Annotated in this window: 19 protein-coding genes; 7 read left to right on the top strand and 12 right to left on the bottom strand. The window is 42.9% G+C overall.

Annotation, left to right across the window (positions count from 1 at the left end):
• The first annotated feature begins 87 nt into the window (after window positions 1-87).
• Window positions 88-2,940 (top strand): carbamoyl-phosphate synthase large subunit, encoded by a 2,853-nt coding sequence (gene carB, locus J0654_RS06700; RefSeq protein ID WP_207026994.1) that lies wholly within the window; start codon window positions 88-90, stop codon window positions 2,938-2,940.
• Between the two features lie 37 nt (window positions 2,941-2,977).
• Here carB and J0654_RS06695 read toward each other — a convergent pair whose 3' ends face one another.
• Window positions 2,978-3,559 carry a hypothetical protein gene (locus tag J0654_RS06695; protein WP_207026986.1) on the bottom strand — a complete coding sequence of 194 codons (582 nt, stop codon included), beginning with the start codon at window positions 3,557-3,559 and terminating at the stop codon, window positions 2,978-2,980.
• Window positions 3,560-3,820: 261 nt separating this feature from the next.
• Here J0654_RS06695 and J0654_RS06690 point away from each other — a divergent pair, with 261 nt between their 5' ends.
• The 4 genes from J0654_RS06690 to J0654_RS06675 all read left to right on the top strand — a co-directional run bounded on the left by J0654_RS06690 (window position 3,821) and on the right by J0654_RS06675 (window position 10,158).
• Entirely contained in the window at window positions 3,821-4,219 is a 399-nt protein-coding gene (locus tag J0654_RS06690) for a hypothetical protein (protein WP_207026984.1), read from the top strand.
• Between the two features lie 143 nt (window positions 4,220-4,362).
• Window positions 4,363-5,445 (top strand): efflux RND transporter periplasmic adaptor subunit, encoded by a 1,083-nt coding sequence (locus J0654_RS06685; RefSeq protein WP_207026982.1) that lies wholly within the window; start codon window positions 4,363-4,365, stop codon window positions 5,443-5,445.
• 23 nt (window positions 5,446-5,468) lie between these two features.
• A complete protein-coding gene (locus J0654_RS06680; protein ID WP_207026980.1) occupies window positions 5,469-8,741 on the top strand; it encodes an efflux RND transporter permease subunit in 3,273 nt (1,090 codons plus the stop codon).
• Complete coding sequence (locus J0654_RS06675; protein WP_207026978.1) at window positions 8,701-10,158, top strand: TolC family protein; 1,458 nt, start codon at window positions 8,701-8,703, stop codon at window positions 10,156-10,158. The genes J0654_RS06680 and J0654_RS06675 overlap by 41 nt, the downstream gene beginning before the upstream one ends.
• A gap of 112 nt (window positions 10,159-10,270) precedes the next feature.
• Here the strand turns inward: J0654_RS06675 and J0654_RS06670 are convergent, their stop codons facing one another.
• The 8 genes from J0654_RS06670 to gndA all read right to left on the bottom strand — a co-directional run bounded on the left by J0654_RS06670 (window position 10,271) and on the right by gndA (window position 18,547).
• On the bottom strand, window positions 10,271-11,278 hold the full coding sequence (locus tag J0654_RS06670) for an ankyrin repeat domain-containing protein (RefSeq protein ID WP_207026976.1): 1,008 nt from the start codon (window positions 11,276-11,278) through the stop codon (window positions 10,271-10,273).
• 308 nt (window positions 11,279-11,586) lie between these two features.
• Window positions 11,587-11,922 carry a hypothetical protein gene (locus J0654_RS06665; RefSeq protein WP_237685896.1) on the bottom strand — a complete coding sequence of 112 codons (336 nt, stop codon included), beginning with the start codon at window positions 11,920-11,922 and terminating at the stop codon, window positions 11,587-11,589.
• A 94-nt stretch (window positions 11,923-12,016) separates the two neighbouring features.
• Window positions 12,017-12,547, bottom strand: a complete 531-nt coding sequence (locus J0654_RS06660) for a YybH family protein (protein WP_207026972.1) — start codon at window positions 12,545-12,547, stop codon at window positions 12,017-12,019.
• A 60-nt stretch (window positions 12,548-12,607) separates the two neighbouring features.
• Entirely contained in the window at window positions 12,608-13,096 is a 489-nt protein-coding gene (locus tag J0654_RS06655; protein ID WP_207026970.1) for a YybH family protein, read from the bottom strand.
• Between the two features lie 11 nt (window positions 13,097-13,107).
• Complete coding sequence (locus J0654_RS06650; RefSeq protein ID WP_207026968.1) at window positions 13,108-15,138, bottom strand: S9 family peptidase; 2,031 nt, start codon at window positions 15,136-15,138, stop codon at window positions 13,108-13,110.
• A 50-nt stretch (window positions 15,139-15,188) separates the two neighbouring features.
• The gene (locus J0654_RS06645) at window positions 15,189-16,115 is read right to left on the bottom strand and encodes a mechanosensitive ion channel family protein (RefSeq protein ID WP_207026966.1); all 927 of its coding nucleotides are present in this window, start codon (window positions 16,113-16,115) and stop codon (window positions 15,189-15,191) included.
• A 159-nt stretch (window positions 16,116-16,274) separates the two neighbouring features.
• Window positions 16,275-17,126 (bottom strand): ChaN family lipoprotein, encoded by an 852-nt coding sequence (locus J0654_RS06640; protein WP_207026964.1) that lies wholly within the window; start codon window positions 17,124-17,126, stop codon window positions 16,275-16,277.
• An 11-nt stretch (window positions 17,127-17,137) separates the two neighbouring features.
• Window positions 17,138-18,547 (bottom strand): NADP-dependent phosphogluconate dehydrogenase, encoded by a 1,410-nt coding sequence (gene gndA / locus J0654_RS06635; protein WP_207026962.1) that lies wholly within the window; start codon window positions 18,545-18,547, stop codon window positions 17,138-17,140.
• A gap of 164 nt (window positions 18,548-18,711) precedes the next feature.
• Between gndA and zwf the strand changes: the two genes are divergently transcribed.
• On the top strand, window positions 18,712-20,244 hold the full coding sequence (zwf, locus tag J0654_RS06630) for a glucose-6-phosphate dehydrogenase (RefSeq protein WP_207026960.1): 1,533 nt from the start codon (window positions 18,712-18,714) through the stop codon (window positions 20,242-20,244).
• 85 nt (window positions 20,245-20,329) lie between these two features.
• Window positions 20,330-21,055: a 6-phosphogluconolactonase gene (pgl, locus tag J0654_RS06625; protein ID WP_207026958.1), complete on the top strand. Its 726-nt coding sequence runs from the start codon at window positions 20,330-20,332 to the stop codon at window positions 21,053-21,055.
• Here the strand turns inward: pgl and J0654_RS06620 are convergent.
• Genes J0654_RS06620 through J0654_RS06610 form a run of 3 tightly spaced genes read right to left on the bottom strand, consistent with a single transcriptional unit; the run spans window position 21,036 to window position 23,294 of the window.
• A complete protein-coding gene (locus J0654_RS06620; RefSeq protein ID WP_207026956.1) occupies window positions 21,036-21,581 on the bottom strand; it encodes an acyl-CoA thioesterase in 546 nt (181 codons plus the stop codon). The two genes, pgl and J0654_RS06620, sit on opposite strands and share 20 nt — an antisense overlap.
• 1 nt (window position 21,582) lies before the next feature.
• A complete protein-coding gene (locus tag J0654_RS06615; RefSeq protein ID WP_207026954.1) occupies window positions 21,583-21,948 on the bottom strand; it encodes a 6-phosphogluconate dehydrogenase in 366 nt (121 codons plus the stop codon).
• Between the two features lie 11 nt (window positions 21,949-21,959).
• Window positions 21,960-23,294 (bottom strand): DNA recombination protein RmuC, encoded by a 1,335-nt coding sequence (locus tag J0654_RS06610; protein WP_207026952.1) that lies wholly within the window; start codon window positions 23,292-23,294, stop codon window positions 21,960-21,962.
• Between the last annotated feature and the right edge of the window lie 12 nt (window positions 23,295-23,306).

Below are 23,306 nucleotides of genomic sequence, written 5' to 3'. Positions count from 1 at the left end.
ATTTATTATTTAAATTAAAGGTGTTACTTTTCCAGTAACACCTTTTTTTTGACATATAAGGAGATAACCGAGAAACCCCTATAGAAAATGCCCAAAAGAAAAGATTTAAATTCCATTTTGATTATTGGTTCTGGTCCGATCATCATCGGCCAGGCATGTGAGTTCGATTATTCTGGTTCCCAAGCGCTTCGCTCCCTCCGGGAAGATGGTATCGAAACCATTTTGATAAACAGTAACCCCGCTACAATTATGACGGACCCTGCCATGGCAGACCATGTTTATCTAAAACCGTTGACAACCAAGTCGATTGTAGAAATACTACAAAAACACCCAAATATTGATGCAGTATTGCCAACCATGGGTGGACAAACAGCATTGAACCTTTGTATCGAAGCTGACGACAAAGGCATCTGGGAAGATTTTGGAGTGGAGATCATAGGGGTGGACATCGACGCCATCAACATTACAGAAGACCGCGAGAAGTTTAGGGAGTTAATGCTCAAAATAGGAATAGGAATGCCACCACAGGCTTCTGCGACATCCTTCTTAAAAGGAAAGGAAATTGCCCAGGAGTTTGGGTTTCCATTGGTGATCAGGGCTTCCTTTACACTGGGTGGGGCAGGAGCGGCCATTGTACATGACCCGGCAGAGTTTGATGATATGTTGAGCCACGGTTTGGAGGTTTCTCCCATCCACGAGGTAATGATTGACAAGGCCTTGATGGGCTGGAAGGAATATGAGTTGGAGTTGTTACGTGACAAGAACGACAATGTGGTGATCATTTGTACCATAGAGAACATGGACCCTATGGGAATCCACACAGGGGATTCCATCACCGTTGCACCGGCAATGACCTTGTCCGACAGGACGTTCCAAAGAATGAGGGATATGGCCATCCATATGATGCGTAGTATAGGGGACTTCGCAGGTGGATGTAACGTACAGTTTGCCGTAAGCCCGGACGAAAAAGAAGATATTATCGCCATCGAAATCAACCCCAGGGTTTCCCGATCCTCTGCATTGGCCTCCAAAGCTACCGGATATCCGATTGCAAAAATAGCGGCCAAATTGGCGATTGGTTATACCTTGGACGAGTTGGACAACCAGATTACCAAGTCCACATCAGCCCTGTTTGAGCCTACTTTGGACTACGTTATCGTAAAAATACCACGTTGGAACTTTGATAAGTTCGAAGGTTCTGACAGAACCCTTGGTCTTCAGATGAAGTCCGTAGGAGAAGTAATGGGTATTGGAAGGTCGTTCCAAGAGGCCTTACACAAAGCCACACAATCCCTTGAAATCAAACGGAATGGACTGGGTGCCGATGGTAAGGGTTACAAGGATTATGAGACCATCATGGAAAAATTAAGGGTGCCAAGTTGGGACAGGGTATTCGTTATCTACGATGCCATACAACTTGGAATTCCATTAAAACGCATCCACGAAATCACCAAGATAGATATGTGGTTCCTAAAACAATACGAGGAACTGCACTTCTTGGAGATGGAAATATCAAAATACACCATAGAAAGTTTGCCAAAAGCCTTGTTGTTGGAAGCCAAACAAAAAGGTTTTGCCGACAGACAAATCGCCCATATGTTGGATTGTTGGGAGAGCGAGGTGCACAGCAAGCGTATGGATTTGAAGATCAACCGAGTGTATAAGTTGGTTGATACTTGTGCCGCCGAATTTAAAGCGGTAACTCCGTACTACTATTCCACTTTTGAAGAAGAAATAGAGACACCCGATGGTGAGCGCTATGTCGCCAACGATAGTGTGGTGACGGATAAGAAAAAAGTTGTGGTATTGGGCTCTGGTCCTAACCGGATCGGACAGGGAATCGAGTTTGATTACTGCTGTGTACACGGTGTTTTAGCTGCGGCCGAGTGCGGTTACGAAACTATTATGATCAACTGTAACCCGGAAACCGTTTCCACGGATTTTGATACAGCGGACAAACTTTATTTTGAGCCCGTATTCTGGGAGCATATTTACGACATTATCCTTCACGAAAAACCAGAGGGGGTTATTGTGCAGTTGGGAGGACAGACTGCATTAAAGTTGGCTGAAAAACTGGATAAATACGGAATAAATATTATTGGGACTAGCTTCCAATCGCTTGATTTGGCTGAGGACAGAGGTAGTTTCTCAACCTTGTTGAAGGACAATAATATTCCTTACCCGAAATTTGGTGTGGCAGAAACTGCAGATGAAGCTTTGGATTTGGCAGAAGAATTGAAATTCCCATTGTTGGTAAGACCATCTTATGTGTTGGGTGGACAAGGAATGAAAATTGTGATCAACAAAGAGGAGTTGGAAGCCCATGTCGTGGATTTGCTGCGTAAGATACCGAACAACAAGTTGCTTTTAGATCACTACTTGGATGGTGCCATTGAAGCTGAGGCGGATGCCATTTGTGATGGTGAGGATGTGTACATTATCGGAATCATGGAACACATTGAACCTTGCGGAATTCACTCCGGTGACTCCAATGCAACCTTGCCACCATTTAACTTAGGTGAATTTGTATTGCAGCAGATAAAGGACCACACCAAAAAGATTGCTTTGGCACTCAATACCGTTGGTTTGATCAACATTCAATTTGCGGTCAAGGATGACATCGTTTACATTATCGAGGCCAATCCCAGGGCGTCGCGTACGGTTCCATTTATTGCGAAAGCATACAAAGAACCTTATGTAAACTACGCCACCAAAGTAATGTTGGGCGATAAAAAAATCAAGGATTTTGATTTTAACCCACATTTGGATGGATACGCCATCAAACAGCCTGTGTTCTCCTTTAACAAGTTCCCTAATGTAAACAAAAACCTGGGGCCAGAAATGAAGAGTACGGGCGAGAGCATTCTGTTCATTGATAGCTTAAAAGATGATGAGTTCTACAACTTGTACGCCAGAAGAAAGATGTACTTGAGCAAGTAGGCTGCATCAATAGCATACAGACCTTTAAAGCGATTTTCTAATCAATCAATTGAAAAGATTCGGCAATCGTTTTAAAGGTTTTTTTATGTTCTGCTTTTTTGTTTTTCAAGGTCCAGCCCATCACCATATATACCCTGTCATCCCCTTCTATAAAGGTCAGAAAATAAGAGATTTCGTTCGGTACGCCATCAATAAAGGCATCCAATTCCATGGTTTCAGCATCCAAACCGTTTATTGTTAAAGGCTCTGGTTGGGATTTAGTATTGATTTTGGCTCCGCGGGATAGTAACTGTAATCTTGCGACCCTGTAGTTCTGAATTATAGATAGTTCATCATCATACTGTCCCAAGTCGCGATATACTTCTTCAAAACCAGCTTTGGGCTCGTCAATTACCAAGAGGTAGGCTTCTTTGATCAGACTTTGGAACTGTAAAGAGGCTTCTTCGTTCAAACCTGTGGTTCCTGTCATAAACTTTGGGATATCAATTGTGTAATTCCCATCAATGGACACGGGACGGAAGGTCTCCATTCCCAAGGCGGTATCCTCCTTTTTATTCTCTTTACATGCCGTTGAAGAAACAAGGCTAGCCAAAAAAATAATGAAAAAACGAATTTTCATAGCGGAACAATTGTTTTTCAGGAATAACGAAGATAAAATATAAACGGTTTCAGGTGTGTCTGACGCTTCAATTTTCTATTTGAGGTTACTTTTCCAAGGTAAAATCCATCATTTCCTGAATTTTCATTTTATGATAAACAAAATTTTTCGCCGTGTCTACAAAATTTTCATCAAGAAAAATAGCCAATAAATAAAATTTAACCATAATTAACAACTTCGATTTGTTGGAGAAATTTGGGTGATATAGTTTTGTTCCCCGAAATGAAGAAGGCTTTTTCAAAATATCTGTTTCCTTTCCTGATCTTAATGTTGGGAGGATTCATCAATTTGTATGCGGATTCGCAAGAAACTTCAGTTGCGAACGATGCCTGCTATCTTCAAAACTTAGATGATCAACATTCCTCAGCGACCTTCAACACGCTCCAATTGGGATTGGAGAAAAGGCACTGTGCCGAAATAGATGTTGAAGAGCAAGAAGAACGTGAGGAAGAATTGGCTTCACACAGTTTTTCAATAGAACATGGCAGCACTTTTACTGCCAGTTTAATTGCCTCTTGGGGGCAACTCTTTTTGGAATCTAACTCAAATTTTGGGCTTTCCCATCCCAAATTATCTTCTCCTGTAAAGAAGTATGTTAGGTTTCAGGTATTCCGAATCTAGAATTTTCTTTTTTGCGAAGAGGTAATAGCCCCTTTGCAACTTTCTACAACCCTTTGGGTAAAAATCAATAGCCAAGGGCAGGTCCCTTTATGTGGATTCGGACTTCCCTTGATTAATTCAAACCATTTTTAAACAGTAAAACTATGAGGAGATTTTCCATCTTCATCGGCTTGCTTGTAGTAATGTGCTATGCAAGCTGCGAATCCAAGGAACACGAAAACAAGGAAGAAACCAAATACCTCGTGTCAAGTCCAATTCAAAAGGATACTTCAATTACCAAGGACTATGTATGTCAAATCCATTCCATTAGACACATTGAGCTAAGAGCCCTTGAAAAAGGATACTTGCAACATATTTATGTGGATGAAGGGCAACATGTAAACAAGGGGCAGCAGATGTTCCATATTATGCCCAATGTATACCAGGCCGACCTTCAAAAAGCAAAAGCGGAAGCCGAAGTGGCCGAAATAGAATATAAAAACACAAAACTGTTGGCCGATGGCAATGTGGTATCTGCCAATGAACTTGCCATGGCCAAAGCTGAATACGATAGGGCCAAAGCGGAAGTTAGTTTGGCAGAGACCCATTTAGGGTTTACGGATATCCGTGCTCCATTTGATGGGATAATGGATCATTTGGAAGCAAGGGAAGGAAGTCTTTTGGATGAAGGTGAACTGTTGACCACACTATCCGACAACTCCAAAATGTGGGTCTATTTTAATGTGCCGGAGGCCGAGTACCTCGATTATATCACCAGTGCCAAAAAGAATGAAAAGCAAGAAGTGGAGCTTTTAATGGCCAACAATAAAAAGTTCGATCAACCCGGTATTGTTGAAACCATTGAAGGTGAATTCAACCACGAAACAGGGAACATAGCCTTTAGGGCCACCTTCTCCAATCCTGATGGCATTTTAAGACATGGGGAAACAGGAAGTATTTTAATGAAAGTTCCGTTGGACAAGGCCATGCTTATACCGCAAAAGGCAACTTTTGAGGTGTTGGACAAAAAATACGTGTTTGTTGTTGATGAGAACGATACCGTACAGCAGCGCGAAATTGAAGTAGGTGCTGAATTGCCACATCTATTTGTGGTAGAAAAAGGGCTCTCGTTAAACGACAAGGTGCTCTTGGAGGGTATCCGTATGGTTAAAAGCGGTGAAAAAATCCATTTCGATTTTGAGAAACCGGAATCTGTACTGTCCAATCTTGAGTTGTACACTGAGTAACAACCCCATAATTCTTAGTTAGTATGTTTAAAAAATTTATACACAGACCTGTGTTGGCCATTGTGATTTCGGTCATAATAGTTTTTACGGGAATGTTGGCCATAAAACAACTGCCCATTTCGCAGTTTCCTCAGATCGCACCTACCACGGTAAATATTTTTATCGCCTACCCAGGGGCAAGTGCCGATGTATTGGTGAATTCAACTTTAATTCCATTGGAGACTTCCATTAATGGGGTGCAGGGGATGCGGTACATAGCTTCCGATGCCACCAGTGCTGGTGAAGGGACTTTACGTGTAATTTTTGAACCGGGTACCGACCCCAACCAGGCCGTCGTACGGGTAAAGACACGTGTGGATCAGGTAATGCCCTTATTGCCCGAGCTGGTTCAGCGGGAAGGGGTGGTTATAACCCCGGTACAGCCCAGTATGTTGATGTATGTAAACCTGTACAGCGATGCCAAGAACAATGACGAAAAATTCCTGTATAACTACGCCTACACCAAAATGATTCCCGAAATTCAGCGGATAAATGGTATAGCCAGTGCCAAAATTCTGGGTAGTCGAAAGTTTGCCATGCGGGTTTGGCTCAAGCCGGACAGAATGCGTGCTTATAAGATTTCTGCTGAAGACGTATTGGAGGCCATGGACGAACAGAGCATCTTGGCCAGACCTGGACGTTTGGGAAGAAGCTCGGGTAAAAAAGCACAATCCTTGGAATATGTTCTGGTGTACCAGAACAGGTACAACGAACCTCAACAGTACAAGGACATTATTATTAAAGCCAATGAGGACGGGGAAATCCTAAAACTTGGCGATGTAGCCGATGTAGAACTCGGAAGTGAATTTTTTGATATCTATTCCAATTTGGATGGAAAACCATCGGCATCCATAGTATTAAAACAGACCTTTGGTAGTAACGGGAGTGATGTCATCAAATCGGTAAAAGAAAAATTGACCGAACTGGAAGCAGAAATGCCTCCTGGGATCGATTACAAGATCAGTTATGATGTATCCAACTTCTTGGATGCCTCAATAGACCAAGTATTGCATACCCTGCGAGATGCTTTTATCTTGGTGGCCATTGTGGTATTCCTTTTCTTGGGGGATTGGCGATCGACCTTGATCCCGATCATTGCGGTTCCCGTTTCCCTGATCGGTGCATTCTTTGTAATGCAACTTTTCGGACTGTCCATCAATTTGATAACACTTTTTGCCTTGGTATTGGCCATTGGTATTGTGGTGGACAACGCTATTGTAGTGGTAGAGGCAGTCCATGTAAAAATGGAAGAGGAAAACCTTACCCCTTATAAGGCATCTTATGAAGTTTTGGGTGAGATAGGTGGGGCAATTATTGCGATTACCTTGGTAATGACCTCAGTGTTTATACCTATTTCGTTCATGACCGGGCCTGTTGGGGTATTCTACCGACAGTTTTCCATAACCATGGCCGGGTCCATTGTTATTTCCGCTATTGTGGCACTTACTTTGACCCCGGTGCTATGTGCAATGATGTTGAAGAACACACATGGAAAATCACGAAGAAAGTCACCGGTAAATCGATTTATTGATTGGTTTAACGGTAGGTTCGAAAAACTTACCGGACGATATGTAGGTGTATTGAACAAGATTGTTAACCGTAGAGTGGTAACATTTGGATTATTGCTGGCATTTTGTGCCGGTATTTTCTTTACCAACCAAGTGTTGCCGGCAGGATTTATTCCCAATGAAGACCAAGGGATGATTTATGCCATCATCCAGACGCCTCCAGGAGCAACTTTGGAACGAACCAACGAGGTGGCCAGAAAACTTCAGGCCATTTGTGAGGAGACCGAAGGTGTGGAGTCCGTTTCTTCTTTGGCTGGATACGAGATCATGACCGAAGGTCGTGGTTCCAACGCAGGTACCTGTCTCATCAACTTAAAACCGTGGTCGCAACGGGAACATTCCGTTCATGAGATTATGGAAGAACTGGAAGAGGAGACCAAGGACCTGGGAGCTATCATTGAATATTTTGAACCGCCAGCGGTTCCCGGTTTTGGTTCATCGGGTGGTTTTGCTATGCGCTTATTGGATAAGACCAATAGTACGGATTACCATGAATTCGAAAAAATCAATAACGATTTCATGGATGCCTTGCGTGAACGTAAGGAGTTGGCAGGCCTATTCACCTTTTATGCCGCAAATTATCCTCAGTACGAGTTGAAAATCAATAATAAAGCGGCCATGCAGAAAGGTGTCTCCATAGGAAAAGCCATGGAAAACCTCAATATTTTAATAGGTAGTACGTACGAACAGGGTTTTATCCGTTTTGGACGATTCTTTAAAGTATATACCCAAGCCGCACCGGAGTATCGTGGTATGCCATCCGATCTGGAAAAGCTCTTTGTGAAGAATGAAGAAGGAGAGATGGTTCCATATTCCGCATTCATGTCCATGGAAAAGAGGCTTGGCCCAAACGAGGTGACTCGTTACAACCTTTATAACTCTGCAGCCATAAGGGGATTACCTGCCAAAGGATATACCAGTGGTGATGCCATTGATGCCATAAAAGAAGTGGCTGAACAGACGTTGCCCAGAGGATATGATATTGCCTGGGAAGGCCTTTCTTTTGATGAAGCCCAGCGCGGAAATGAATCTATATACATTTTTATTGTGGTATTGATTTTCGTCTATTTGGTGTTGGCTGCCCAATATGAGAGCTTCTTGCTGCCGTTGGCGGTGATCCTGTCTCTTCCCGTGGGGGTTTTCGGGTCCTTCTTTTTATTAAAGCTCATGGGTCTTTCCAATGATGTATATGCTCAAATCGGTATGATCATGTTGGTGGGTCTTTTAGGTAAGAATGCGGTATTGATCGTTGAGTTCGCCGTTCAAAAACACCGGCAGGGCTCAACCATTCTCGAGGCGGCCATCGAAGGTTCCAAGCAACGTTTTAGACCTATTTTAATGACTTCGTTTGCCTTTATAGCTGGTCTGATTCCATTGGTTGTGGCCACTGGGGCGGGTGCGATAGGTAACCGTACCATTGGAGGTTCTGCCTTGGGCGGTATGCTTATAGGTACCATATTCGGAGTATTGTTGATACCGGGCCTTTATTATGTGTTCGCCAAAATGGCCGATGGCAAGAGCCTTATTAAGGACGAGCATGATGAACCGATTTCAGAAGAATTTTTTAGACAAAACGACACCGTGTTCAAGTTGCGCGCCCGTCTTCGTTTGATGAATAAACGTTTGAAAAAAATAACGACGCCAAAAAATGGAAAGAAGAATAAAAAAGGCAACCAAGATGAAGCATAGAAAATCACTATTAATTGGAATGATTGCGATGGTGGCCCTTTATTCCTGTGTGCCCACCCGTGGGATAAGGGAGGAGAACGTATCTGTCCCCGAGAATTATCAAAACCAATCCACAGATACCATTAATACGGGACTTGTGGAATGGAGAGAATTCTTTAAGGACCCTAATTTAATTGCATTGATCGATTCGGCCCTAGTGAAAAACCAGGAACTGAACATTATGTTGCAGCAAGTGGATATGGCCAAAAATAGGATCCAGGCCAAAAAAGGGGAGTATTTGCCCTTTGTTAACCTGCAGGCAGGCGCCGAGGTAGAAAAAGTAGGTGAGTATACCCGAAATGGAGCTGTGGAAAAAAACCTGGAGGTGAAGGAAGGCGAAGAGTTCCCCGAACCCCTGACCAATTATATGGTCGGGGCCTTTGCCACTTGGGAGCTCGATGTCTGGAAAAAGTTGCGCAACGAGAAAAAAGCAGCTGTTTATGAATATTTGTCCAGCGTAGAGGGCAAGAACTTCATGGTGACCAATCTAGTAGCGGAAATCGCTGATTCCTATTACGAACTGATGGCCTTGGATAACCAAATGGCCATTATTGATCAAAACTTGGAGATTCAGCAGAACGCCTTGCGGATGGTAAAACTCCAAAAACAAGCCGCTCGCGCCACAGAGTTGGCCGTTAAGCGTTTTCAGGCAGAGGTGATGAAAAACCAGAGCCATAAATATGAGATCCAACAGCAAATTGTAGAGGTGGAAAACCGATTGAACTTTTTGATCGGTAGCTCACCACAGCATATTCCAAGGACATCCGATAATTTTATCGACAGGTCCATTGATACGATCTATGCAGGAATACCTTCGCAGTTGTTGCAAAACCGCCCCGATGTGCGCAGTGCCGAGTTTGAATTGGCAGCAGCAAAATTGGACACTAAGGCGGCTAAGGCCAGTTTTTACCCACAGTTTACCATTAAAGCAGGTTTGGGGCTTGAAGCATTCGATACCAAATACCTTACCACCACACCAGAATCCGTTTTGTATTCGGCCATTGGTGATATGGTAGCTCCCTTGATCAATAGAAATGCGATCAAGGCTCAGTACAAGAATGCTACGGACAGACAATTGCAGGCGGTTTACGAATATGAAAAGGCTATTTTGAATGCGTATATCGAGGTGGCTAACCAGTTGTCCAATATCGATAACCTGAAAAAGAGCTATGAATTGAAAGATGGTCAAGTACAGGCCTTAACGGAATCCATAGAACTTTCAACGCGTTTGTTCCAATCCGCAAGGGTGGAATATATTGAGGTGCTTTTGGCACAGCGTGAGGCCTTGGAATCCCGAATGGAATTGGTAGAGACCAAAAAGGACCAGCTATTGGCCCAGGTAAATATGTACCGAGCCTTGGGCGGTGGCTGGAATTAAGTCCCAGATCAATAGTTTTACCTACTGTCTTGGCTATTGATTTACCCAAAATGAAAGCCCATTTTACAACTGTAAAATGGGTTTTCTTCATAAAAGAAAAATGATACAAGGGCTACTCTTTTGATTTCATCAATTCATTGTAGGCCTCCTTATTATGAAATTCCCTGGCATAATCAAGTGCTGTTTTACCCTCATTGCAGGTGGCCTTGATATCAGCCTCACTTTTGATAAGGACCTTAACAATAGCTACATTGGTGGTGGCGGCGTACATTAATGGAGTCAAGCCCACACCATCTTTTTTGTTCACTTTGGCCCCTGCGTTCACCAACAATTCGCTGGTTTTTAGACGCCCTTCTTTGCAGGCGACCATCAAAGGTGAAAATCCAGAGGGAAGCGAATTTTCAGGATCACCTCCTGCAGCCAATACCAATTCAAGAAATTCAGAATCATCTTTACGTGCCGCTTCAAATATGGCATTGTTGCCATAACTGTTTTGTAGGTTGACATCGGAACCTTTTTCAATAAGGTGTTTTGCGGTCTTTTTCATTCCTTTTACCGTGGTCTTCATAAGGGCGGTCCAACCTTTATGGTCCTGCGCATTAATATCCAAACCGGAAGCAATCAAAAAATCGATCAGAAGGGAAAGGTCTTTATCTCCTTCGGCGTTATCTATCACAAGTGAAAAAGGAACACTGCCGTCTGGTTCAAATGGATTGACTTTTGCCCCGTTCTTCACCAAATATTCAGTTATGGGAAGATTTCCATTGGTCAATGAAATACAAATGGGGGTCAATCCTTGGTCCAACGATGCTTGGTTTACCTCCGCACCCTTCTCCACAATTTTTTTGACAAGGTCAAGGTTGTTCAAATCAATCGCTTTAAAGAGGCAGTTTTCATTTTGGACATCGAGATGGTTGACTTCCGCTCCAGCTTCAAGAAGGGTTTCTATAATGGGAATGTTTCCCAGATAAATGGCCCTATCCAGAACATTCCAACCCCAATCTGCGTTAAAGACTGTGTTTGGAGAGGCACCCTTTCCCAAAGCTTGTTTAACCGTATCAAGATTACCCTTATCCACTCCCTCCACGAGTAAGTGGGCCACATCTGAATTTGTACTCATTATATTGTATTTGAAAGTTACACTACTGTAAATAGCAATACTTGTGTTGAGTTGAAGTGTGGTTAAAATAGAAAAAAAGTAAGAGGTCTACGATGTGATCTGACGAATGCCCCTTTTGAAATGTTGGATGCCACATCTTAATTGGTGTAGGGATGAAAAGGTCTGGTCAATCCTGCAAATAGATAGCGGGTATACAACATGTATGGCCTTGGTCTCCGATCCACCACCACCATATCCATTTGGATATCGGACTTGGACCTTTGGGACAGTTTCGATTTGTAATTGAGTAAGGCCGCTATTCCCTCTATTTACGCTTGTTCAATAGGCTCATCCATGTTAAAAAACCTTTTCAGATTATGGCACATATCATCTAAAAACTCTTTGATTTCCTCAATAAACTCTGGCTCTTTTTCCAACCGATTGATGGTCAAATGAACGACAATGGATTCTGGTTCGGGAGGATATCCCGTAGTAATGGTCCAACATAGGGCATTGGGGCATTCCAGTAGGGCAAAACGGCATCCTCCTTTTATTTTGTTGCGAATCAAAGTGAATTCTCCCCAAATCCCGCCAATTTGCGCCTCATTTTCATGTGGGTCCTCCAAGTTGAAGATTTCAGAACTGAATTTATCTAAGTTACTCAAGGTTAAATACTTATGTATTTTTTGTTCTGTTGTTGATATGTCAATCGTTCTAAAATATTCCATCGGACATTCTTGTTTTTATCCCCCCGCAATTTTATTCCACCCTTGTTGAATCAGAAGTTTGTGCTGGTAATGGTAGCTCTGTGACAGGTGCGTCCCAGACAATTTTCCAGTCCCCATCCATTTTTTCCCAGAGCACCAAATAGTTTCCTTTATCTTCCATCGGGGGGATTGGAGAGGTCTCGTTTGGCGTAAATGTCATGGTGTATTTTCCGTATTCAGTCGCCAAATCACCGCTGGCCTTTACTTCTTGGGTGTTGAGGTCCAACTGCCATTTTCCAAACTGGATGTTTTGTTTCCATGCAGCTTTATAGTTCTCAATTCCAACAACGGCTGGTTGGTTGGGCATAAACTGAATGCAGTCATCAGCAAAATGCACGGCAGCGGAGTCGATCATGCCCGAAGCATAAAATCCTTGGATTTTTTCATTTTTCTCTTCAATGATCTTTTGTATTTGTGCGGAATATTCTTCCCCAGATTTGGCCTCAGTTGCGGGTTGCTCACAACTTGCCGCAAATACAATGGTCAGTAATGCTGAAATACTGGTCACGAATTGATGTTTCATAATGATATAGTTAATGGATTGTTTACACGTACTTATAAGTGCGGGGGAACTATATCTGATTTACTCAACAACCAAAGACGATGCAAGTTCCCTGTGTAACTTCCATTCGCCATCTTCAGTTTTTTTCATGATTACCAAAAAGGTGTCCTCCATTTCGTGGACCGTTCCGTTCTCATCGGTATAGTACATGGAGCTAACACCAAAATCATAGGCCATGGTATCGGATAATATGACGGTTTCCTTGGGATTCATTTTAATACTGTCGTATCGAAATTTGTTTCCGTGTTGTTCTCTCAACTTTCTGTAGGCAATCCAGTCTTCGCTTCCCGGACCTATCGAAATCATATCCTCGGTTGTGAATTTGCCCAAGTCACCGTAACGTTTTTCCTTGACCGTTTGCTCAAAGGATTTTCGAACTTGTTCAATTTTGGCCAGCTCGGCTTCCACATCAATTTCATGGATCTGGACAGGCTCCACAACGACCTTGTCCTGTTTTTCCCCACAGGAAAACAAGGTCAAGATCGCTAGAAGGCCTATTGTATTTTTCATCCTGGTCTGATTTATTTGTCTCCTTTATACTTATCAAACCATGCCAGCACACTTGCAATTTTGGCAATCAAATTGCTGGGTTTATTGGCAATGCCATGCGAAGCACCTGGAATCCTGACCATGGCAGTTTCCACATTTTCCAGTTTTAGCGCGGCATAAAACTGTTCAGATTCCGCAATCGGGGTACGGTAATCTTCTTCCCCTGTTAAAAGCATTGTTGGAGTGGTCACATTCCCCACATAGGTAAGGGGTGAGCGTCTCCTGTAATTTTCTGGATCTTCCCAAGGCTTTTTACCAAACCAATATTTGGAGAAGAATTGCACGCCATCGGCATAGAGCACAAAACTGGTCCAGTTGATCACAGGTTTGGCGACCACTGCGGCCTTAAAACGGTCTGTTTTGCCCACAATCCAAGCGGTGAGTACGCCACCACCTGAACCACCAGTAACAAATAGGTTGTCTTCATCCACGTATCCTTTTTCTAAAAGGGCGTCCACACCGGACATCAAATCTTCATAATCATGGTTGGGGTAGTCGTGGTGGATGAGGTTTCCAAATTCCTCTCCGTAGCTCGTACTTCCACGGGGATTGGTGTAGAGCACCACATAACCTTCGGCAGCATAGGCCTGGATTTCGGCGGAATACACTTCACCATAACTGGTAAACGGTCCTCCGTGTATCTCAAGAATCATCGGATATTTTTTGGATGGGTCAAAATCGGGCGGGGTTACCACCCATCCTTGTATTTTTCGTTGATCATAGGAAGACTCCCACCACATTTCTTCAACTTCGCCCAATTTTTTAAAGGAGAACAGGTCGTCGTTCACGGCGGTCAAACGTTTGCTATTTCTCGTATCTGCTGCACCTAAATCGGACGGATGACTCGTATCTCCCTGAGTGTAGGCAAATTTGTTGTTGTTTGAGGCTGAAAAACCAGCGGCGTTGTAAGGTCTGCCCAATGATAATCCACCCAATCCGTTAGTGATGTCGTCAACTTTGCCTGATAGGCTCATGGAAGCTAATTTTCCCACACCTTGGTCGGTGTAGCTGAAATAGAACCCATTGCCTTTGCTGTTCCAGGCCATATCCTCCACATCGCGGTCAAAATCACCTGATACCAACTGGGAGCCAGATCCATCGGTGTTCATTATATACATTTGTGTAATCTGATAGCCTTGTAAACGGTCATCGTAACCCAAATAGGCAATTTTAGAACCATCTGGAGACAAAACAGGGTGGGTATCGGGACCATAGCGTTTGGTCAATGGGGTGATTTCACCATCATTTACATTGATTGCGTAGATTTCACTGTCTGCGGGCTCCATTTCCTCATCTTTATGAAAATTAGCGCTAAAATATAGATGCTTGTTGTCTTTGGCCCAAATGGGACCCCCGTGATCAAACTCGGAAAAAGTCAATTGTTTCGGTGTACCTCCAGTGATAGGGAGCGTGAACAATTGTGAGTTACCGCCTTTGTAATATCCCGCACCATCTCCACGGTAGTTCATTTTGTCAATGTATTTGGGTGGTTTGTTCCATTCCGCTCCTTCTGGTTTGCCTGGCATTTTAATGATGGATTTATTGGCTTCAGGCACAAACATGTTAAAGGCCACATATCTGTCATCATAAGACCACGAAACAGCACCTGGCGATTGTGGTGTGTTGGTCAGGGCCATGGTTTCCTTGGTGTCCAACCACATCAGGTATAGCTTCATTTTATCATCTGCCATATTGGATTTAAAAACGATTTTGGTACCATCGTGCGACCATTTTGGAGCAAAATCGTTATGGTTTCCCGTGGTCAATGGACGGTTGTTGGAACCATCAAAATTGATGATCCATAGATTGGAAAGATTTCTGTCCGTCATTACATCCTTAAAATTTCGGACATAGATGATTTTGGAACCATCGGGTGAAATCTGTGGGTCGGAAACATATTCCATGTTAAATATGTCCAACAATTCCAGATTGGACTGTACTTGGCCAAATAGTAAAGGACTTGTTGCTACAAATAGTAGCATGGTGGTGAGTAATTTTTTCATAAGGTTGGTATTTAAGGTCATGTTTTTAGAAGACGTTATCTTTTTTTATATCATTCTGATTTATCGGTATTTCTTGTCTCATCGATATGGACTGTAGGTATATTGACAATTTCATAAGTGGCCGAGGCCAAAATGACCTTATCATTGGTTTTTTGGATTCTTTTGCCAATTTCTTCATTAAGAAGATGTTTGGTAATCCTTCTTTTTTTATAGTCTACAATATACCTTAAATTAAACTGAACCCAATTGTCGGTCATTGTAATGGCAAGTGTGGGGTTGACCTGGGCATCTTCGATATAATATTTGTTCACCACATCCTTCCATCCTGCTATGGAACTTTGTACATATCCAGATAGCATTTCCTGTGCAACCGTAATGACGATTTTTTTGGCCAACTCCAAATCGGAACCATATCTGATGGGTAAATTGAATTCATCCCAAACAAAAGGGAAATCCGAGGAATAATTATAAACCGGTCCTTTAAAAACAAAGGAATTGCTCAGTTTAACGATACGCCCGCTGTAATTGTCGCTGGAAACCCATTCCCCTATTTCCATCATGGTGGTGTACATGCTATCTATGTCGATAACATCACCTTTAATGCCGTTCAATTCTATTCGGTCCCCAGGTTTGTAGACTCGCACAAAAAAGATATAGAAGGAGCCTGCAATACTTAATATCAATTCTTGCAGGGTAATCGTAATTCCTGCGGTGAGCAGTCCCATGGCAAGTCCAAAATCCCTAATACTGCCGGTAAAATACGAGATGGTGATCAAAACAATAAACAGGTAGCCAATTACCTGAATTGCTTTTTGCGCTTTGTATTTAACGGAATTATCATGAAGATTTTTCTTCATCCACCGTCGTGTCCATGCAATAAGTATAAATATCAGTACAACCCAAGCCAGGTATTTAAGTATGCTCGAGGTGAGGCTTTCATTAGTAAACCAATCCTTTAAATTTTCAAATAGTTCCATTTGGACATATTACGCTTGAAACTCCAAAAAAACTGACCGATTGAAGGGGCGTTCGGCCGTGTTTTGATTGAAACACTTAAAAATAAGGATTTTATATTCTTCTCAATTGATTTTCAGATAATCTAGACTGAAAAATAATAGAGGGGTGAAGAAGATGGGTTAATAAGTGGTGGTCATGTTTTGATCTACACAGATGATAAAATCCGCCACGTTACGATTTTCTTCCTCCAGGTCATGCACATTTTCTTGTGTAACCGTGGATATGGTACCATATTCTAAATCGGGTCGCTCCAATTGGAGGTACCAAAGAATGCCTTCATAATCATTGGAATGGTAAGCCCCGTTATAATGCAAAAACAATGAGCCCTCCTCATAATTTTGAAGTATAAAATGTGCCATGGTCGCATCTTTGATAGCTTGGGCCATCACCAAAGTGGGGCTACCGTGATCGCCCATCATTTTAAGAATGTTTTGGTATCCGGGCAATTCCGGATCAAACGCAATCGGTAGGGGAGCAATCCATTCCTTTTCTTGAGCGGGGAGTGAATCCAAGGCTTCAAATCCGCCGTTGTACACCATACTGGCATACCGTCTGGGCACATTGGAGGCCACAAAAACCAAATTACTGTCTTTGGCAAAGTCCACCAAGGGGGCATAATCGGTTTTGTGATTTTTCCAGAGCCGTGCCGTGGAATCCAATGCCTTGTAGTCTATCTTGCCCGATAAATAATCATTGAGTTCATCTTGGTTATCGGTTTCGATCATTTCGGCACCGAGGATAAGCGGTCTTTTGGCATTCAGGTCCGCCGTAAGCTCATATTGCAGCCAATGCGCTATAGGATTGTTGTGCAGCTCCCCAAATAGTACCATATCCTTGTTCTCAAGGGTCTTGAGCATTTTTTTGTACGATACCTTCTTTCCTTTGGCGTTGTAAATAACGTAGGGTTCTTTTTGAGCTGTTAGGGTCAAAAGGTTAAGGATGAAGGCTAGAAGAAAGAGTACTTTTTTCATTTGATTTGATTCTACCTCTCCCACTCGGTATGGAAAATACCTTCGCGGTCCAAACGCTCATAGGTGTGCGATCCAAAGTAATCGCGTTGTGCCTGAATCAAGTTCAAGGGCAAACGGCTACTGGTATAGGCATCAAAATAGGTAAGCGCGTTGGACAATCCTGGCAATGGGATGCCGTTGGCCGCCCCATAACTCACCAATTCCCTTGCTGCATCGACCGTGCTTTGGACTTTCTCCACAAAAGAGGACGATAGCAGGAGGTTCTGTAAATCTTTATCCGTTTGATAGGCTTTGGTGATATCGGCCAACAACGCGGCACGGATAATACAGCCTGCACGCCATATTTTGGCAATTTCCCCCAATTCCAGTTCATAACCGTATTCTTTGGAGGCATCGGCCAATTGGTGCATTCCCTGTGCATACGTAATGATGAAGGCAAAATACAGTGCTTGCTCCGCTTTTACGGTAAAATCCTCTTTGTCCACGGCATTGGGCACAGGGCGACCGTACAGCTCGTCGGCTTTGATGCGTTCTGCTTTTAGGGCGGATATTTCCCGCATACTCACTGCAATATCAATGGTGGGTACCGGAATGCCCAAATCCATGGCGTTTTGTGAGGTCCATTTTCCGGTTCCCTTTTGTTTTGCCTTGTCCAGAATCATATCAACAAGGTCATTATCCGTCAAATCATCTTTTTGATCAAATATTTCGGAAGTGATTTCCACTAAAAAGGATTGTAAACGCCCTTCATTCCACTCCGAATATGTTTTATGGAGCTCATCGTTGGTAAGTCCGCCTGCTTTTTTTAGGAGGTCATAAATCTCGGAGGTCAACTGCATCAAACCGTATTCGATGCCATTATGTACCATTTTTACGTAGTTCCCCGCAGATTTTGGTCCCAGATAGGCCACACAGGGCTCACCTTTGTATTTGGCAGAAACGGCTTCAAAAATTGGCTTTACATGTTGGTAGGCTTCCTTGGAACCTCCAGGCATAATACTGGGCCCCTTTCTGGCACCTTCGGCCCCACCGGAAACGCCGGCGCCAAAAAAGTTGATGCCTTTTTCTTTTAAATAGGCCTCGCGACGGTCGGTATCGGTGTAAAAGGAATTTCCTCCATCAATAATAATATCGCCCTTGTCCAAATGGGGCAACAACCCTTCGATCACGCTGTCCACGATTTTTCCGGCAGGTACCAACAACATGATTTTTCGGGGAGTTGTCAACGATTGTACAAAGGTTTTTACATCAGAAGTGGCGTTCACTTTGTTGGAATCACCACCTTCTTTGATCAATGCACTTACCTTTTCTTCATCCAAATCATTTCCGAATGCGGTAAATCCGTTGTCGGCCACATTCAAAATAAAATTACGTCCCATTACCCCAAGGCCCACAAGGCCAAAATCATACGTATCCGCCATTATATATTTTTCTTCTTCTTTTGTTGTTAAGACAACCCTAAGGTTGTGATTTATTGAAATACGAACCTAAAATAAACCTTATATTCGTCATGCTCAAAAATATTGACATCATATTGGAATGAATCTGTCAATATGCGTATAACTCGCCAGAAACCTGAAATACTATGAAAAAGACTGAGAATCAGATGCTCGTTATTTTTGGAGCATCGGGTGATTTGACAGCAAGAAAGCTGATGCCATCCTTGTTTAACTTATACTTGGCCAAACAATTACCGGAAAACTTTGTAGTACTTGGTGTGAGTAGGAGCGACCTTTCCGATCAGGCGTTTCGCGACCGCGTGGTGTATAAAAGTGATTATTTAAAAGAAAAGACCAAGGATCTTAAGGAGAGTGAAATAACGAATTTTGCGAACAAGCTATTTTATGAGGATTTAGGGGATAGTTACGATACTGATTACGGGGTTTTAAGAAAGCGCGTGGAACAACTTAAAGAAAAAAACAACACCTCTGGAAATATTATTTATTACCTGTCCACGCCACCCACTTTGTACGAAACTATAGCCCATAATCTATCCGACGCCGGGATGAACACCCAAAATAATGGATGGAAGCGTTTGGTGGTGGAGAAGCCCTTTGGATATAGCTTGGAGACCGCTAAAAAGTTGAACAAGGGGATTCATCAATACTTTAAAGAGCATCAGATATATAGAATCGACCATTATTTGGGGAAAGAGACCGTCCAAAACTTATTGGTAACCCGTTTTTCCAACAGTATTTTTGAACCATTATGGAACCGCAACTACATTCAGCATGTAGAAATTACCAATGCAGAAAGTGTGGGTGTGGAAAAGCGTGGGGGCTATTACGATAAGTCCGGTGCGCTGCGGGATATGTTTCAGAACCACCTCTTACAGATTGTTTCGTTGGTGGTAATGGAACCGCCCATTGGCGCCGATGCTGAAGAAATTAGGAACGAAAAAGTAAAGGCACTGAAGTCTTTACGCATTATGACCGACGAAAAAGAGCTTTTTGAAAACACCATACGTGGACAATATGTCTCATCCAAGGTAGGAGGTAAAAAAGTGAAAGGCTATCGTGAAGAAGATGGGGTAGATCCAAATTCCACCACAGAAACCTATGCCGCTATTAAATTTTATGTGGACAATTGGCGTTGGCACGGAGTTCCTTTTTATGTTAGGACGGCTAAACGAATGCCAACAAAAGTGACAGAAATCGTAATCCACTTTAAAAAACCCCACCACCAAATATTTAGGGGGTCCGGCATGCAAGAAATGGACAATAAATTGATAGTCCGGATTCAACCGGATGAAGGAATTCTGATCAAATTTGGGGTCAAAGTTCCAGGTCAAGGGTTTAAAGTGGAACGTGCAAATCTGGACTTTTACTACTCCAGTTTGGCCGAAACCTATGTAATGGAAGCCTACGAACGTTTGTTGTTGGATGCCATGCAAGGCGATGCGACCTTATATGCCAGGGCCGATGAGGTAGAAGCGGCCTGGGAATTCGTAGATCCGATTTTGAACTACTGGAAAAGCGGTAAGGATGTTCGTATGTACGGTTATGCCGCAGGAGCATGGGGTCCTGAAAATGCAGATAGTTTGATCGGAGATGACGGGTATTGGCGAAACCCTAGCGAGAACTTGGCGGAAGACCCTGGCTATTGTGTGATTTGTTGATTTTTCCGATGTCCGATGTGTCAGTTCGAGTCCTTTGGTTGCGCTCTGGATAAACCAAGGGCATAATCAAAAAAATTAATTCAAGATGGATTTAAAAATTTATAAAGACAAACAAGAGGTAGCAGAACAGTTTTCCAGCTACTTTGTAGATCAATTAAAAGATAAAGACGCTTTTCACGTGGCATTGTCGGGAGGAAGCACACCAAAGATAGTTTTTGATGTGTTGGCCGACAATTTTGCGGATAAAGTGGATTGGAGCAATGTGCATTTTTATTGGGGTGACGAACGTTGTGTTCCTCCTTCTGATGATGAAAGCAACTATAAAATGACCGTGGAGCACCTGTTTTCTAAAATCGAAGTGCCTAAAGAGAACATCAATCGGATTTTGGGTGAAAAAAATCCTGTTAACGAAGCAATGCGCTATGCCAATCTTTTGGAAATAGATTTGGATAGAGTGGAGAAGACGCCACAATTTGACCTAGTGATATTGGGTATGGGCGATGATGGTCATACCGCCTCCATTTTCCCTCACGAGATTGAGTTGTGGGATTCCCAGGACCATTGCGTGGTGGCTACTCATCCAGATTCGGGCCAAAAAAGAGTTTCCATTAACGGGAAGGTCATCAATGCAGCCAAAGAAGTGGCCTTTTTGGTCACGGGAGCATCAAAAGCAGAAAAGGTGAAAGCCGTTGTTGAAAAAACCGAAGGATCCGATGCATACCCTGCATCTTTGGTTAATCCATCATCAGGAAATTTAGTTTGGTTTTTGGATAAGGAAGCTGCTGCAAAGCTTAATCAAAATCCATCTTAACGTTTTCTCCTTTTAGAAATTCCAAGTATTCGTTTACTTTAAAGTTATTCGATTCGTATTTGCTGTCGCGTTTAAAGGCGGATTGTTTACGCTCCTTACTGCGTGCAAAACGGCGTATATCTTGCTTTGTCTTTAATATTAGACCGGGAATCGTTTTGTTTTTGCCGTCCTTGCCTTTGGCCACCATGGTAAAGTAAGAGGAGTTGCAATGCTTGACTTCTCCCGTGGTCACATTTTCGGATTCTACACGTACGCCCACGACCATCGAGGTTTTTCCGGTATAGTTGATGGAAGCCTTTAGTGTAGCTAGCTCTCCAACTTCAATGGGGTTCAGGAAATCCACTCGATTTACCGAAGCGGTAACACAATAGCTTTGTGAGTGTTTGGAAGCACAAGCAAAGGCTATTTGGTCCATGAGGTTGAGAATGTGTCCACCGTGTACCTTGCCACCAAAATTGGAGTGGGAGGGGAGCATCAGTTCGGTGATGGCAACCCTGCTTTCCCTGGATGATTTGAACTTTTTCATATTAATTCCTAAAAATCGGTGATTTTTCAGAGTTTACTTCTGTGATAAAATACTTGGTGTCGCCTAACCAGAAAAATGTGGCATAGCGTTCTTTGTAGGTAACTTTGATGTACTGGCCTTGGTACTCTTTCATTTTTTCAATGATTTCCTTTTCACCGTCTTCCACGGAGAACGAAAACACATTGGTACCGGACAACCCTTGGCTGATCTGGCCTTCCCATGTTTTTACCAAAACCCCTTTTCTACTGAATTTAATGAGCTCGCCGGAACGATAGCCCTCACTATAGGGTACATAATAGACGAAAGCAAAATATCCCACAACGCCAATTATAATGGCAACAACAAAAATGGTCAGGAATTTTTTCATGGTCAGTGTTTCTAATTAAGTTCTTCAAAATCGTCCTCGTGGGCGCGCTTTAAAATGGGCTCGGGAAGCGATTTTTTAGCTTTTGCCCCCATTTTCTTCAATTTTTCGATGGTGGTGACAATATTGCCACGTCCTTCGACCAATTTGTTCATGGCTCCACGGTATTCACTTTTGGCCTCATCCATCTTTTTGCCCACTTTGGTCAGGTCGGTGACAAATCCTTCAAATTTATCGTAAAGTGCACCTGCTTGTCGAGCTATTTCAATAGCGTTACGTTGCTGCTTCTCGTTGCTCCACATCGAATCAATCGTCCTGAGTGTGGCCAATAGCGTAGAAGGCGTAACGATTACAATATTTTGTTCAAACGCTTTATTGTAGAGGGAGTTGTCCTCATTTATGGCAATGGCAAATGCAGGCTCTATCGGTACGAACATCAACACAAAATCAGGACTCTCCATCTCGTAAAGGTCTTCGTACTTTTTGGAAGACAGCTGTTCCACATGTCTTCGTAAGGAGTTGATATGGTCCTTCAGGAATTTGGGCCTGTCCTCTTCTTCTGCATTGGTGTAGCGCTCATAATCTGTTAACGAAACCTTGGAATCCACGACCATTTTTTTGCCATCGGGCAGGTGGATGATCACATCGGGCATTACCCGACTGCCATCTTCGCGTTTAAAACTTTGTTGCACGCTATATTCCCTATCCTTTTCCAGGCCAGACTTTTCCAGAACACGTTCCAGAACCAGTTCGCCCCAGTTTCCTTGCATTTTGCTATCGCCTTTCAAGGCCTTGGTCAAGTTTTCAGCTTCTTGGGTGATTTTAAGGTTTTGGGTCTGTAAGTTGAGCAATTGTTCCTTTAGTGCGGAGTGGATACTAATGTTTTCCTTTTGTGATTTTTCCACCTTTTCCTCGAACTCCTTAATTTTTTTGTTGAGTGGGGTCAGGATATTTTCAATGTTCTCCTTGTTGCTTTTGGTGAATTTTTCACTTTTTTCGTCCAAGATTTTGTTGGCGAGGTTTTCAAATTCCTTGGTAAACTTTTCCTGAAGTTTTTCTACTTCTTCTTTTTGTTCCCTGTTCTTTAATTGAAGATTTTCCAAATCGGCCTGGTATCGCACAATCTGATTGCTCTGCTGCTCTTTTTCACGTTGTAATTGTTTTTGCTCCTCATCATTGAGCAACAATTTATCGTTCAGGGATTTGATGGTTGCATTTAGTTGCTGCTCCCTTTCGCCCCAAACACTCTCCGTGGACTTGGTTTTCAGTTTTTGAATGTACATGCCCACAAAGAGCCCAATGGCCAATGTGGCAATGCCTATTATGATGTAGATGATCTCTGTGCTCATGAAAAAATTTCT

Source organism: Flagellimonas profundi (assembly GCF_017313275.1).
Lineage (GTDB): Bacteria > Bacteroidota > Bacteroidia > Flavobacteriales > Flavobacteriaceae > Flagellimonas > Flagellimonas profundi.
The sequence above is the reverse complement of the archived record's forward strand: the minus strand, read 5'-3'. Positions and strand labels throughout refer to the sequence as shown.